Raw genomic sequence first — 14138 nt, 5'->3', positions numbered from 1 at the left:
CTCTCCATTGTAAAGAAGTTGTTTGAACTGACTAAATTTTCTCTCGAAAATCAGACGTTTCAATTTAATGTTGTCGCTAACATTACCTGTGTTTTGTTACATTCCTGTAACGTGCTGTTGTTTCCAAACTTTCAAAGATCTTTCGTTCCACCATCGCTGCAATTACTGCAGTGAACGGTGAACTACTCGTGGGCGATATCCAGGTTGCGAACCTGCAGGCCTAAAGCCAATATCATTCATTGCAATTTGCTGCTCAAGAACTTTCTTCGTGAACCACCCTGTTTCGATGGGAGTGCAAAGGTAGAGATGTTTTTCATTCCGTCCAAATTTTTTCGAAGAAAATTTTCATCTTTCTTCGATGATCGGTTTCTTCTGAAAACCTTTACCATCTTGCCTTTCAGCGATCCGGTGGACTATAAAAAACGATGTAAAGAACTGAAGTATTTCGTTGTTGTTGGGGGCGCAAAGATAGCGAAAGTTTTTTCTTTCGACCAAATTATTCCTTCACTTTTTTTTCATGCCGTCCGAAGATATTCATCTCTCATCCTGCAATCCGCATCCAGCTTGATTTTCAAACAGATACATCCGTAAAGGCGCCTCGTAAAGAACTTGTTGTTTTCCGCGTTAACGGGTCGCAAAGGTAGCGTGTTTTATTCCGTCTTTCCAAATGTTTTTCGACCGTTTTCCGAAGAAAAACACAGAAACAGCCATAGGCAAGCCTTCCAGCTACAAACTTTTTCCAAACGAACCCTCTGGATACTGCACTTCCATCAAACATAAACCCTGCGGCGGCACCGCAAAATCAGCCAGCGTACAATCCCTGCTTTCGATCGCAACCCTGAACGCATCCAGCGAAATCCGCTCCCGGCCCACACGCAGCATCGTCCCCACCATCCCACGCACCATCCCGCGAAGAAAACGGTTCGCACTCACGTTATAGACTATACGCTCGCCTTCCTGCTTCCAGACAGACTCACGGATCGTACAATTGAACGTTTTCACCTGGGTATTCCGCTTCGAAAACGTAGTAAAATCACGGTATTCCATCAACACCGCAGCCGCTTCCTGCAACAGGTCCATGTTCAGCCGATAAGGGAAGAAATAGCCACGATCGCGCAGGAACGGGTCTTTCGAAGTATACAACGTGTATTCGTAAGAACGCCCCGTGGCCGCAAAGCGGCTGTGGAGCTCGTCCGCCACCGGGTACACCCCTTTCACCACGATATCCGGCGGCAAAATCGCGTTCATCTTATATACGAACTGCGGATGGAGCGGCTGCTCCATATCGAAGTGCAGGAAATTCTGCCGGGCGTGCACACCCGCATCCGTACGGCTGGAACCCGTCGTTTCCACCCGCTCGCGCATGAGCACGCTGATGCCGTGGTCGATTTCCGACTGCACCGTCAAGGTGTTTTCCTGCACCTGGAACCCGCTGAAACGGGCGCCCATATAAGCTACTTCGATAAAATACCTGGCCATGATGCGCGAAAGTAGGCATTTTTAAAACGACAAATGGTGAACGGACGCATCCATTCACCATTTGGCATTCGCTTTTTTTATCGTTTACCGTTTCAACATCGCCTTGAAACGATTCTTATAGTAATTATCGCTCAGCAGATCGGACAATTTGGAGAAATTGTCGGAATCGTACGTCCGCGCGTAAGCCGCATCCATCAGCTGGTAGCGGTTTTCGTCGGACGAGATAAGCTGGGCGAGGGCCCTCACCTGCTCGGTACTTACGCAGGTGTTGCGGGTGCCTTTCCGGAAGGCATCGACCATGTCCGCGTCCGTTTTCCGGCTGTTCATGGTGCGCAGCAGTTTGCGGAAGGCCTCTGTTTCCAGGACTTTCGGGCAATCGCTGTTCACCATTTTCAGATCGGATTTCTTTTCCTTCGATTCCGGTGCAGCGTCGTGCCAGCCTACGTTTGCGAGGCTGTCGCGCGAGAGGGCTTCCCGGTCGGCCGCTTCACGGGCCGCTTTCTTTTGCTGGCGGCGGGCTTCGCGGGCGTCTTTCACGCTGGTCCCCTCTTCTTCAGCCGGCACCGGTTCCGGCACAGTGGCGGCAGGTGTAGCAGCAGGCGTGGCAGCCGGGGCTTCCCCGAAATCTATGAATTCCGGCTCGGAGCCTCCTTTCTTCTTTTTCGCTTTTTTCGGTTTTTCTTCCGGCGCTTTTTCTTCTACCGGCTGTTCTTTGGCCGCTTCTTTTGGCGCCTCTTTCACGGATTCACCGGTGGCGGCAGCCTCTGCTTCCTTGAGGGCTTCGTCGGCCGCAGCACGTTTTTCCTCTTCCATTACGGAGCCGAGCAATTCCTTTTCCTCCTCGGTCAGCGGATCGCGCTGGCCTTTTTTCCGCTTTTTGGCAGGCTTTTCGGGCTCAGCAACGGGGGCCGATACATCTACAGGTGCTTCAGTAGCGGCAGCTGGCTTGGGTTTCGGGAGATTCATCTCAGCGGGGCGATCATCCGTCACGACCTTATCCAACGATTCTGCGAAGCTGTTTTTCTTTTTCGGATCGGCCTTCGGAGCGGTTTGCGCAACAACGGGGGTTGTATCGGCAGGCATTTCCGCCTTCGGGGCTGAGGTTTCTTCGGTGGGTTGTTCCCCGGCAGCCTTTTCTTCCGCTTTCTTTTTCGCCAAAGCGGCCTCCACGTCGGCCTGCACGTTATTGATCAGCTCCTTCTGTTCGGGCGTTGCGCTATCGCTGGAAATGCGGGTTACGGCCACCGCTTCCGATTCAGCGGGCTTTTCGGCGGGTTGAGCGCCGCCGGCACCGGCCGATTTGAGGGAAGCGAAGGTTTGAAGGTCGTACAGCGCCCATTCCTGGTCTCCGCTATTTTTGAGCAGGTACCCGTAATCGCGGTTACCGGCGAGGCGGATGGTGAATTGCTGTTCGGGAGCTTCTCCTTTGGGAAAACCGATGGTAACCGGCACTTTACCGGCTTCCATTTTGGGAAGGATCACATACCCTTTCACGGAGGAGCTGAGCAGTTTCCCGTCGAGTTTGACGTAGAAAGGCTGCTGCTTTTCGTGCTGTATATATACAAAATACGACGCATCCTGCGCGGCCAGGCCCGTTGCGATGAACAGGCAGCACGCCAGATACAACAGTTTTAGTTTGATTGATTGCATAATGATGACTGATACAAATATTATTCCAGCACGATGAGCACTTCGCCTTTTTCGACGGCCTTCCGCTCAGTGACCCTGATCTCTTTCACCACCGCGTCTGCAGTGGATTTGAATACGTTTTCCATCTTCATGGCTTCCAGGATGAGTACCGGATCGCCTTTTTTGATGGTCTGCCCTGGCTCCACGAGTATTTTCAGCACCATGCCGGGCATGGGCGCCTTGATATCGTTCACCTTCCTGGCGGCAGCCTGGGTAAGCCCCATGGATGCGAGGAGGCGGTCCATCGGCCCCTCGAGCCCCACTTCGTATACGGACTGGCCGATGCGAAGGGTGACGGTTTTCTCCGAACGGTCCGTCCCCACTACTTCGGCAACGAAGCTCTTCCCGTCCACCAGCACGCTGAACCCGCCCGAAGGCAGGGGCTCGGCAGACCAGGATACGGGCTTCCCGTCGCACTCCGGCCTGCCATCGGCGCCGGAAAGATTTATTTCATACGGCTTGCGGCCGTTTACGGTAGCTTTGATCATATAAATAACATGTCCTATCTGTACAAAAATAACAATTTTAACCGCTTGCGTCGTTTTTGGGCCATTTGTTTAAATTTGACCCCTGCCCTCCCCGAGGGCGCTTATTTTTGAACAAATCGTTTTGCATGTATTTACCAACTAAGAACATTCCGGCTCTCCTGATGGCCGGGGTAGCCATGCTGGGCATCTACGCTCCCGCTTTCGCGCAAAGCGCGGCGGAAAAAGAGGACCCGCAGCTCAGCATCTACCGGGCGTCCCCCACCAAAATCAACAATGTAGTCCACACGAAACTCGACGTACGTTTCGACTACGCCAAGCGCCACCTGATCGGCAAGGCCTGGCTGACCCTTAAACCCCACTTTTACCCGACCGACAGCCTGACACTGGATGCCAAAGGTATGGACATCCGCTCCGTAACCCTGGTTCAGCCGGCAGGCGCATCCGTCGCGAAATTCCCTTCCGACGGGCTTCTCAAAACCGCGCGCAGCACGCCGCTTCAGTATGTATACGACGGAAAGGAGATCCGCGTCAAACTGAACAAAACTTACAGCAGCAACGATTCCTATATTGTTTATATCGATTACACCGCCAAGCCCGACGAACTGAAAGTCGAAGGCAGCGAGGCGATCACCGATGCCAAGGGGCTTTATTTCATCAATCCCGACGGCACCGAGCCCAACAAACCTACGCAGATCTGGACACAGGGCGAAACCGAAGCCTCTTCCGCGTGGTTCCCCACCATCGACAAAACCAACCAGCGCACCACTTCGGAGATTTCCATGACGGTCGATAAAAAGTACGTCACCCTCTCCAATGGTAAACTGGTAAGCCAGAAGCCCAACGCCAACGGCACCCGCACGGACACCTGGCGCATGGAGCTCCCCCACGCCCCTTACCTCTTCATGATGGCGGTGGGAGACTTCGCCGTTGTGAAAGACAGCTGGCGCGGGAAAGAGGTGAACTACTACGTAGAAAAGGAGTACGCTCCCCACGCCAAGGCTATTTTCGGCAACACGCCCGAAATGATGACCTTCTTCTCCAAACTCGTAGGGTACGACTATCCCTGGGTGAAATACAGCCAGGTAGTAGTGCGCGACTATGTGTCCGGCGCCATGGAAAACACCACGGCTACCGTTCACGGCGATTTCGTGCAGAAAACCGACCGCGAATTGCTGGACGATGACGATCGCCTCGGCGAATCCGTGATCGCGCACGAGCTGTTCCACCACTGGTTCGGCGACCTCGCCACCTGCGAATCATGGAGCAACCTCACCATGAACGAATCTTTTGCCGACTATAGCGAATACCTCTGGTTCGAGCACAAGTTCGGCAAAGACGCAGCAGACGAGCACGGGTATGCGGCCATGCATAACTACATGGAATCCGCGCAATACCGTGGCGACCGTCACCTCGTTCGCTTCCATTACCACAGCCAGGAAGACATGTTCGACGCCGTTACCTACCAGAAAGGCGGTCGCATCCTCCATATGCTCCGCAATTACATGGGCGACGACGCGTTCTTCAAAGCCATGGGCCTCTACCTGAAAACCAACGCTTTCAAGGCGACAGAAGCCCATCACTTCCGCCTCGCGGCAGAAGAGGTGACCGGGCAGGACCTCAACTGGTTCTTCAACCAGTGGTATTTCGGCCAGGGTTACCCTACGCTCGATATCTCCTATGACTACAGCAAGTCCGGCTTCGCGGGCGTAACCATCGAGCAGAAAGGCGAGAAGATCTTCGATCTGCCCATCGCGATCGACGTGTACGAAGGCGGAAAGAAGACCCGGCATAACGTGCGCATCACCGAAAAAACGAGCAATTTCAGCTTCCCGGTGAGCAGCAAGCCTGATTTCGTGAATGTGGACGGCGACAAAATCCTCATTCTCGAGAAAACCGACCGCCGTAACCTGGCTACGTACGTGTTCCAGTATAAAAACGCCACAACCTACCGCGACCGCCGCGAAGCGATCGAAGAGTGCCTGAAACAACAGACCGGCAACGCAGACGCTCGCGCCATCGTGATCGCCGCCCTGCGCGATAAGTACGCAGGCCTGCGCGCCCTCGCCATTTCCGGCCTGAAGATGGACAACAGCGATGTGAAAACCGCTGCCATCCCGGTACTGACCGACCTTGCGAAAAACGATCCCGCGTCCCCGGTTCGTGCCGCTTCGCTGAAGCAGCTCAGCAAACTGAAGGACCCGCAATACGCTAGCCTCTTCGAAAACGCGCTGAAAGACCGCTCCTATCTCGTGGAAGGCGCCGGACTCGTGGGCCTCGCCGATCTCGACGTAAAGAAAGCCTACGCCCTTGCCAAAACCATGGAAAAGGACGCCCGCGGCGGACTGGGCACTGCTATCGCGAACGTATACGCCCAGAACGGCAGCGAGGCAGATGTGCCCTACTTCGCTACCAACCTCGCGAACAGCACCGGCCAGGACAAGATCGGCGCAGCCATCCTGTACCTTGGCATCCTCGGGCAGATCGACAATACCGCCCTTGTCAACAAAGGCGTGACCGATGTGTACGACGCCATCACGCAATTCAACAACAGCTGGGTGAACAACTACATCATCAACCTGATGCAGCCGCTCGCCAAGAAAAAACAGGAAAAGGCCGCCGCCGCTACTACCGGCGAGCTCCGCAACGAGCTCAGCAAACAGGCGACCCACATCCTGCAGACCGCTCAGAAAATAAAAGAACAGACGAAGGAAGAACAATAACGGTTAACGGCGGGAGGGCCTGGATTGGCCACCGTTGCACCGCTCATTCCGGTCCCGATATCCTTTTCAGCAGCTCCTCCACCACGGGGAGCTGCTTTTTTTATGTTATTTCTAAACCGGCTTTGCTATCTTCAGGGGAATAAATTCCACTGTCCATGCTATCGCCCTTATTGCTCGTCGTACTGTCCATTCTCCTATTGATCGCGCTGATCATGTGGGTCAAGCTCGATACTTTCATCTCTTTTATCATCGTCAGCATTTTCCTGGCGCTGGCGTGCGGGCTCAACGGGCCTGCCATCGGAAAGTCGATCACCGGCGGGATCGGTTCCACGCTGGGCTCGCTGGTTACCATCCTGGGATTCGGCGCCATGCTGGGCAAACTGGTGGCCGACAGCGGCGCGGCGCAGCGTATTACCTCCTCGATGGTGCGGATTTTCGGTATCCGTCATATCCAGTGGGGCATGGCGCTGGCAGGGCTGCTGGTGGGCATTCCCATGTTTTATACGGCGGGCTTCGTGATCGTGGTGCCGCTCATCTTTGCCACGGGGCTTTCCACGCGGCTGCCGCTGCTCTATATCGGCATCCCCATGATCTCGGCGCTCTCCACCGCGCACGGCTTCTTGCCACCGCATCCTTCTCCCACGGCGATCAGCCAGCAACTGGGGGCCGACCTGGGCAAAACACTCGTGTACGGCCTGATCATCGCCATACCAACCATCGCCATTGCCGGCCCCCTTTTCGGCAGGACGCTCCGTAAAATGGAGGTGACGCCCGAACAGGGACTGATCCAGATCGAGCAGCGGCCGGACGATGCGCTTCCCGGACTGGGCATCAGCCTATTTACAGCGTTGCTTCCCCTCATCCTCCTCACCATTACCACGGCGGTGGACCCCTTCCTCGCGGCGGACAGTGTGCTTCGCCCGGCGGTGTCGCTCATCGGCGATCCGAATATCGCGATGCTGCTTTCCCTGCTGGCGGCTATTTACTTACTGGGCCTCCGCCGCGGCACGCCTATGAAAGCGCTTATGAAATCGCTTGAGACGGCGTTCAAGGACGTGGCGCCGATCATGCTCATCATTGCGGGCAGCGGGGTTTTCATGCAGGTGATCAAGGATGGCGGTATCAATACTTACATCGGGCAGTCGATGCAAGGGATTTCCGTATCCCCGCTGGTACTGGGCTGGCTCATTGCCGCGGCGATCCGCGTTTGCGTAGGATCGGCTACGGTAGCGGGCCTGACCACGGTTGGCATTCTCCTCCCCATTATTCAGCAACAGCAGGTGCATCCGGAGCTGATGGTGCTTTCCATCGGGGCGGGCAGCCTCATGTTCAGCCATGTGAACGATGGCGGGTTCTGGCTCTTCAAGGAATATTTCAACCTGACGCTCAAACAAACCTTTGCCACCTGGTCGGTCATGGAAACGATCGTGTCCGTCTGCGGGCTCATCGGCGTGCTGGTTTTACAACAATTCCTGTAAGCCCGGGGATGGCTGCAAGTATAAGCAGGAAAAGTGTTGCCATATTGTTCAGTTTTTATTGCTGGTATAGATACCTTCTGAAAATGAATAAAAATGGATGATATCCGTCATTCCGCGTGGCCGGAAGATTACGTAATTTCCATAACGCTTAATGCAGCAGTAGAGATGAGATACCTCCAGCTGGTATCGCACAGTCACCGCAACATAAAATTCCGACGAAATTCAAAATCGAAACGCGAAACCATTACCAAATTCAAGGTTCCAGCCTTCGCGTTTTGCCAAAATTGCGATTAAACCATGGCTTATTTGCCACGAATTCTGCAAATACTGCAAATATTTCTATTGGAATTGCAAAAAATATTCGATTAACTTTAAACAAATTTCGTGATGACCGCAGCCGACAACTTCGCCGCACTGGGCCTTGTGCTTCCGCCGCCGCCCGCGCCCAAAGGGGTTTACAAGCCCCTGCTGATCGTCGATAGATTCGTTTACGTTTCCGGCCACGGGCCCGTATTGCCCGACGGCTCGCTGCTTCGCGGCAAAGCTGGCCTGGAACTGAACGCAGACGGCGCCAAGCTCGCCGCGCAGCAAGTGGGGCTCACCATCCTATCCACCCTGGTTTCCCAACTCGGCTCGCTCAACCGTATCAAAAGGGTGATCAAAATACTGGGAATGGTCAACGCCACCCCGGAATTCAGCACCCACCCGCATGTGCTCAACGGCTGCAGCGAACTGTTCGCCAAAATCTGGGGACCGGAAAACGGCGTGGGCGTCAGAAGCGCCGTGGGCATGGGATCGCTGCCGGATAACATCACCGTCGAGATCGAAGCTATTTTTGAATTATCAGATTAAATCATTCATGCAAACTGACGCACAGCCATCCGTCGCGCTTCCGGGAAGCCTGCCCTCGCCCGCGCTCCTCGTTTTTCCCGATCGCATCGCCGAAAACATCGGCCGCATGATCGCCATGGCCGGCGGCCCGGAACGGCTCATGCCGCATGTCAAGACCCACAAAATGGGCCCCGTTGTCCGCATGCAGCTGGAAAAAGGCATCCGCCGCTTCAAATGCGCCACCATTGCCGAAGCCCGCATGCTGGCAGAAGCCGGCGCCCCCGACATTCTGCTCGCCTATCAGCTCAACGCCCCCATGGCAAAGGCTTTCGTCGACCTCCAGCGCCAGTTCCCCGCTTCCCGCTTCGCTTCGCTGGTGGATAACATCGCATCCGCCCGGCTGATGAACGACCTTCACGCAGCTTTCGGCTCAAAAGCCCGCCTGTACATCGATATAGACGACGGCATGCACCGCACCGGCATCGCTCCCGGAAAAGCAGCGGACCTCTGGCGCGGCATACAGCAACTCGGGAACATCGACCCCGCGGGCCTGCACGTCTACGACGGCCATATCCGCCACCCCGACCTCGCCGAACGCACCCGCGAATGCGACGCCGCCTTCCAACCCGTGGAACGCCTCGCCACAGACATCCAGCCACCGGAAATCATCGCCGGCGGAACACCTACCTTCCCCATTCACGCACGCCGGGGAACGGTCGTTTGCAGCCCAGGCACCTGCCTGCTGTGGGACGAAGGGTATGGTACCGGCCTGCCCGACCAGCCGTTCCTCGTAGCCGCCCAGCTGCTCACCCGCGTCATATCGAAACCGCAGGAAGGCTTCGTGACGCTGGACCTGGGGCATAAAGCCGTTTCCGCCGAAAACCCCATCACCCGCCGCGTTTTCTTCCATCAACTGAAGGAATATGAAGTGATATCCCAAAGCGAAGAGCACCTGGTCGTGAAAACGCCCGAAGCCGCCACGTTGCAGGTGGGCGACATACTTTACGGAACGCCCTGGCACGTATGCCCCACCGTGGCGCTGTACAACGAAGCGATCGTGATCGAGAACGGGAACCATGCCGATACCTGGGCGATCGCGCGGGGACGGTTAATCTAACTATGAATCATTCAACCAGAATATATCTATGCAATCAATGATTTTTGACGCGCACCTGGACCTGAGCATGAACGCCATGGAGTGGAACCGCGACCTTACCAAATCCGTACAGGCCATCCGCGACCGGGAGAAAGGCCTTACCGATAAACCCGACCGCGAGCGCGGCACCGTTTCCCTTCCCGAAATGCGCAAAGGCCGCGTAGGTCTTTGCGTGGCCACACAGATCGCGCGGTATGTGGGGCTCGACAATCCCCTGCCCGGCTGGCATTCGCAGGAACAGGCCTGGGCGCAGACGCAGGGCCAGCTGGCCTGGTACCAGACTATGGTGAAACGGGGCGAAATGAAGCAGATCACCAATGCCGACGAGCTTTCCGACCATCTCAAGCTTTGGGAAACGGCGGAAGACACCAGCTCCCTGCCCGTCGGGTTCATCCTCAGCCTCGAAGGCGCCGATTCGTTTTATGAACTGGCCTGCGTCGAAAAAGCCTGGGCTTACGGGCTTCGCGCCATCGGCCCGGCGCATTACGGCCCCGGCGTATACGCCTACGGCACCGATTCCACCGGCGGCCTCGGCACCAAAGGCCGCGCGCTCCTCAAGGAAATGGACCGCCTCGGCTTCATCCTCGACGCCACCCACCTGTGCGACGAAAGCTTTTCCGAAGCTATGGACCTCTACACCGGCCCGGTTTGGGCCAGCCATCATAACAGTCGCGCCCTCGTGCCGCACAACCGCCAGTTCAGCGACGAACAATTTTCGCTACTGATCCAGCGGGGCGCGGTGATCGGCACGGCATTCGACGCCTGGATGCTCATTCCCGGCTGGGAACGCGGCAAAAGCACGCCCGAAAACACAGGCGTTTCGCTGGAGCACGTGGCCAATCACATCGATCATATCTGTCAGCTCGCAGGCAATTCCCAACATGCCGCCATTGGCTCCGACCTCGACGGCGCATTCGGCACCGAGCAGTCCCCGGGTGACCTCGGCACGATCGCCGGATTGCAGAAAATACCTGACATCCTCCGTCAGCGTGGCTATAAGAGCACCGACATCGATAATATCATGTACAAAAACTGGATCCGCTTTTTGCTGGATGCGTGGAAATAAAAATGAAAAGGCGCCTTCAGCGGGCGCCTTTCTTCATGCTAATCAAATATGAACTTACTTCAGCTTTAATTCGATCTGACCACGAATTTCGCCTTTGGGATAATTTTCCGTCTGGATGTTGATGTACCAACGGCCGGCCAGCAGATCTCCTTCCAATTGATTGGTACCGTTCAGAAAGAATTTCGTGGTAAATTCCCCCTCTTCACCCCTGTCGATCTTCCGCGAAAAATCTACCAGCATGCCAGCATTTTCCCCCCTGGCGGCGGGTCCCTGGATATAAGCGTGGGTGATGGGGCTACTGAGGTCTTCCCAATGCATGTCCAGCCTCACCTTACCCGAACCGGGCGTATAGATAAAAGTGAAATATCCGCTGGCAGAGGTCCAGACTCTCGGCACTTCCTGCTTGCCGGTCATATCGCGGTTCCTGGTGTAATAATCGCCGTCGTTGATCTTCCGGCACGAAAAAGCCAAAAGGCTGGCAACCAATATCAGGCCTGCAAAACGGGCACGTAGCATACCGATACTTTTTATAGTAATATAACAAAAAAAGGCCGATAAAAATCAGCCTTTTTCTTTGGGGTTTTGTTCCTGTTTTTCGAGAAACCGGTGCGTCTTTTAACGGCCTCATGCCGTATGCGTTTTCATGCCGGCCGGCAGTGGATGCGCTGCCAGGCCGCCGTTGTGTCACTCACTTGAGCGGCGGGGTGGCTATCGTCGCCGCTCTTTTTCGGATGCTTTCCTGTTTATCATTCGTCACACGTCCAGTTTCACCGATCCGGAACCGGAATTGTTGTAGCCTCCGGTCGTCTTTCTAATATTAATAAGTCAGTTCGATCTGCCCGCGGATTTCGCCACCGGGGTGGGCCGCTGTATGGATGTTCACGTACCATTTCCCGGCGAGGAGGTCTTCTTCCTTCTGGGTGGTCCCGTTCAGGGTGAAGCTGGTGGAGAAGTTGCCGCTTTCCGTTTTCGGGATGATGGTGGTGAAATTTTCCAGTACGCCGGCGTTTACGCCTTTAGCGGCAGGGCCGTGTATGTGGGACAGGGTGACCGGGCCGCTGAGGCCTTGCCAGCGCACGGTGATGTTCAGCATTTTGGAGTCGCGGTTGTAGGTGATGTCGAAACTGCCGGTAGCCGTTGTGGTAACGGCCGGCACTTCCTGAGCGCCGGTCATGGCGGTGTTTTTCGCGGAATAGATGTTATCGTTCTTGTCCTTGTCCTTTTTGCAGGAAACCGCCGGCAGGCAGCACACCAGTAACAGGCCTAAAGCCCAGGCTCGCATGTTTTTCATATCGGTTTTTCGATGGATACGGAGCGCCGGGGCAAAAGGTTGCCTGCATCATTATTTCAATTTTCCGCAAGAATGTTTGTGCCGGGGCGATTTTCTATTTTTTCAGCACTTTCCCCTCGCGGTTACTCCAGCGCCAGGGCGTTCCTCCCAGGGGGATGCCGCCCAGCCAGGCATTGGAAACCGGCGCAAAGGCCAGGTAGTCGTGCTCGCCGCGGAGCACTTCGCGGCCAAGGTCCGTCAGCCGCACCATTTCGCTGTCGTGCTGCACCACGCCCGCGTCTGCCATGCGTTGCAGGGTGGCGCGCAGCTGGAAGTCCCCGAACCCGAAAATCTTTTTTTCGTCCCAGAAAATGGAAAAGAGCGCGCGTTCGGAGAGCGGCGCCAGGGTGATCTGTTCCATAAAGAACCTTTCAATACTATTGAGCCCGTTTTCTTCCGACGGCAGCCTTTGCAGATGGGCCAGCAGGGCGCCGCCGAGGAACGGCAGATTGGGGGCCGATTGGGTGGTGAGGGCCGCTATGGCGAGGGGATCGCTGCCGGTATAGGCCTCCCAGGCCGAGGAAGCCAGCTGCCAGTCGCCCGCTTCGAGGTACCTGCGGTTTTCGAACAGGGGTGGAAAATGTTCCGGTTTCAACATGCCGAGCCCCCGGAAATCGGGCACTTCGGGGTGACTGCCCGGTTGTACCACGCTGACGCGGGGCATGGGCGTATTCAGGCGAAGGAGGTAATTGATAAGGAAGATCAGGTTCACCTGGCAAAACAGGTCGAATTCGAACCACAATACGATCTCTTCGAACTGGGAGGCCTGCTGGAGTATTTTGCGGGTGTTGCCGATGTCTGCAATGTATGCTTCCCGGTTTATGCCGTACACATCGTGCAGGTAAGCGCCCCTTTTCTCGAAAAACAGGCCGAGGTCGCAGCCTGCGGGGGTCTTGCCTTCGCTGAGCATTTCGCGCCAAACGAGGGGGCGGCCGGGTACGCCGCTTTTTTCGAATATTTCCAGAGTTGCGTCGCCGTTCAGGATGTGGAGTAACATAAAAAAACGGATTTTCAGTCAGGTAGCGAATGTAACGATTTCTTCCGCAATGCCCTGACTGAAAATCCGTTGCACCGAATGGCACGGTTGTTACCAGCTGCCGCTGGCGCCGCCTCCGCCACCGGAGCCGCCGCCGAAGCCGCCGAAACCTCCGCCGCCGAAGCCACCGCCTCCGCCGCCCCATCCGCCGCCACGGCTGCCTCCGCCGAGGCTGCTGCCGATCATGCCGCCGATGATGCCGCCGAAGATGCTGTCGCCACGCCGGCTGATCACCCGTCCGCCACCGCCGCCTCCGCCGCGGGAGCCGAAAATGACGATCAGGATGATTATAAGGATAATGAGGCCGAAGATGCCGCCGCCGCCGCCGCCGTCTTTCGAGCTGCGGGGAACGCCTGTATATTCACCGGCCGCTGCGGCGATGATTTTGTCGGTGGCTTCATCGAGCCCCTGGTAATAATGTCCCTGCTGGAACGTGGGCTTGATAATTTTGTTGATGATCCCGAATGCGACGGCATCGGGGATCGAGCCTTCCATGCCGTAGCCGGTTTCTATGCGGACCTTGCGATCGTCCATTGCGGCGAGGATGAGAATGCCGTTGTTCTTTTTGCCGCCGATCCCCCATTCGCGGAGGATTTTCAGGCCGTATTCGGAGATATCGTAATCGCCGGTGGTTTTGATGATGACGATGGCGATCTGGGTGGAAGTGCTATCGTCGTATGCCACGAGTTTCCTTTCCAGCTCGTTGACTTCGGATTGCACGAGGATGCCTGCGAAATCGTTGACGAGCCGGGGCGGTACGGGTTTGGCGGGGATGTTCTGGGCAAAGGCGCCCAGTCCGAACCAAACCAGCCCCACAGCGAGGAACCAGCGAAAGAATGTCTTGTTTGTTAGCTTGTCCATCATT

Annotated in this window: 12 protein-coding genes; 5 read left to right on the top strand and 7 right to left on the bottom strand. The window is 55.9% G+C overall.

Annotated elements, in window-relative coordinates; genetic code table 11:
• Positions 1-726 precede the first annotated feature (726 nt).
• The 3 genes from truA to ACQKLP_RS23700 form a co-directional block, all read right to left on the bottom strand.
• Entirely contained in the window at positions 727-1479 is a 753-nt protein-coding gene (truA, locus tag ACQKLP_RS23710; protein WP_427325476.1) for a tRNA pseudouridine(38-40) synthase TruA, read from the bottom strand.
• Between the two features lie 84 nt (positions 1480-1563).
• Positions 1564-3129, bottom strand: coding sequence for a DUF4476 domain-containing protein (locus tag ACQKLP_RS23705; RefSeq protein WP_427325474.1), 1566 nt, complete (start codon positions 3127-3129; stop codon positions 1564-1566).
• A 20-nt stretch (positions 3130-3149) separates the two neighbouring features.
• On the bottom strand, positions 3150-3656 hold the full coding sequence (locus tag ACQKLP_RS23700) for a biotin/lipoyl-containing protein (RefSeq protein WP_427325472.1): 507 nt from the start codon (positions 3654-3656) through the stop codon (positions 3150-3152).
• A 125-nt stretch (positions 3657-3781) separates the two neighbouring features.
• Here ACQKLP_RS23700 and ACQKLP_RS23695 point away from each other — a divergent pair, with 125 nt between their 5' ends.
• The 5 genes from ACQKLP_RS23695 (at position 3782) to ACQKLP_RS23675 (ending at position 10907) form a co-directional block, all read left to right on the top strand.
• A complete protein-coding gene (locus tag ACQKLP_RS23695) occupies positions 3782-6376 on the top strand; it encodes a M1 family aminopeptidase (protein ID WP_427325470.1) in 2595 nt (864 codons plus the stop codon).
• A 155-nt stretch (positions 6377-6531) separates the two neighbouring features.
• Positions 6532-7854 carry a gluconate:H+ symporter gene (locus ACQKLP_RS23690; protein ID WP_427325468.1) on the top strand — a complete coding sequence of 441 codons (1323 nt, stop codon included), beginning with the start codon at positions 6532-6534 and terminating at the stop codon, positions 7852-7854.
• 387 nt (positions 7855-8241) lie between these two features.
• Positions 8242-8706, top strand: a complete 465-nt coding sequence (locus tag ACQKLP_RS23685) for a RidA family protein (RefSeq protein ID WP_427325466.1) — start codon at positions 8242-8244, stop codon at positions 8704-8706.
• A gap of 7 nt (positions 8707-8713) precedes the next feature.
• The gene (locus ACQKLP_RS23680) at positions 8714-9802 is read left to right on the top strand and encodes a D-TA family PLP-dependent enzyme (protein ID WP_427325465.1); all 1089 of its coding nucleotides are present in this window, start codon (positions 8714-8716) and stop codon (positions 9800-9802) included.
• A 28-nt stretch (positions 9803-9830) separates the two neighbouring features.
• Positions 9831-10907, top strand: coding sequence for a dipeptidase (locus ACQKLP_RS23675; protein ID WP_427325463.1), 1077 nt, complete (start codon positions 9831-9833; stop codon positions 10905-10907).
• A 54-nt stretch (positions 10908-10961) separates the two neighbouring features.
• Here the strand turns inward: ACQKLP_RS23675 and ACQKLP_RS23670 are convergent, their stop codons facing one another.
• The 4 genes from ACQKLP_RS23670 to ACQKLP_RS23655 form a co-directional block, all read right to left on the bottom strand.
• The gene (locus ACQKLP_RS23670; RefSeq protein ID WP_427325461.1) at positions 10962-11423 is read right to left on the bottom strand and encodes a CHRD domain-containing protein; all 462 of its coding nucleotides are present in this window, start codon (positions 11421-11423) and stop codon (positions 10962-10964) included.
• Positions 11424-11724: 301 nt separating this feature from the next.
• Positions 11725-12198: a CHRD domain-containing protein gene (locus tag ACQKLP_RS23665; RefSeq protein WP_427325460.1), complete on the bottom strand. Its 474-nt coding sequence runs from the start codon at positions 12196-12198 to the stop codon at positions 11725-11727.
• Positions 12199-12292: 94 nt separating this feature from the next.
• Positions 12293-13234 carry a hypothetical protein gene (locus ACQKLP_RS23660; RefSeq protein ID WP_427325459.1) on the bottom strand — a complete coding sequence of 314 codons (942 nt, stop codon included), beginning with the start codon at positions 13232-13234 and terminating at the stop codon, positions 12293-12295.
• 90 nt (positions 13235-13324) lie between these two features.
• Positions 13325-14134, bottom strand: a complete 810-nt coding sequence (locus ACQKLP_RS23655; protein WP_427325458.1) for a TPM domain-containing protein — start codon at positions 14132-14134, stop codon at positions 13325-13327.
• Between the last annotated feature and the right edge of the window lie 4 nt (positions 14135-14138).

Source organism: Chitinophaga sp. NPDC101104, assembly GCF_050277495.1.
Classification (GTDB): domain Bacteria; phylum Bacteroidota; class Bacteroidia; order Chitinophagales; family Chitinophagaceae; genus Chitinophaga.
The sequence above is the reverse complement of the archived record's forward strand: the minus strand, read 5'-3'. Positions and strand labels throughout refer to the sequence as shown.

Coding starts and splice junctions, on each gene's coding strand:
- truA (WP_427325476.1), bottom strand. CDS start 1,479: ATGGCCAGGTATTTTATCGAAGTAGCTTATATGGGCGCCCGTTTCAGC.
- ACQKLP_RS23705 (WP_427325474.1), bottom strand. CDS start 3,129: ATGCAATCAATCAAACTAAAACTGTTGTATCTGGCGTGCTGCCTGTTC.
- ACQKLP_RS23700 (WP_427325472.1), bottom strand. CDS start 3,656: ATGATCAAAGCTACCGTAAACGGCCGCAAGCCGTATGAAATAAATCTT.
- ACQKLP_RS23695 (WP_427325470.1), top strand. CDS start 3,782: ATGTATTTACCAACTAAGAACATTCCGGCTCTCCTGATGGCCGGGGTA.
- ACQKLP_RS23690 (WP_427325468.1), top strand. CDS start 6,532: ATGCTATCGCCCTTATTGCTCGTCGTACTGTCCATTCTCCTATTGATC.
- ACQKLP_RS23685 (WP_427325466.1), top strand. CDS start 8,242: ATGACCGCAGCCGACAACTTCGCCGCACTGGGCCTTGTGCTTCCGCCG.
- ACQKLP_RS23680 (WP_427325465.1), top strand. CDS start 8,714: ATGCAAACTGACGCACAGCCATCCGTCGCGCTTCCGGGAAGCCTGCCC.
- ACQKLP_RS23675 (WP_427325463.1), top strand. CDS start 9,831: ATGCAATCAATGATTTTTGACGCGCACCTGGACCTGAGCATGAACGCC.
- ACQKLP_RS23670 (WP_427325461.1), bottom strand. CDS start 11,423: ATGCTACGTGCCCGTTTTGCAGGCCTGATATTGGTTGCCAGCCTTTTG.
- ACQKLP_RS23665 (WP_427325460.1), bottom strand. CDS start 12,198: ATGAAAAACATGCGAGCCTGGGCTTTAGGCCTGTTACTGGTGTGCTGC.
- ACQKLP_RS23660 (WP_427325459.1), bottom strand. CDS start 13,234: ATGTTACTCCACATCCTGAACGGCGACGCAACTCTGGAAATATTCGAA.
- ACQKLP_RS23655 (WP_427325458.1), bottom strand. CDS start 14,134: ATGGACAAGCTAACAAACAAGACATTCTTTCGCTGGTTCCTCGCTGTG.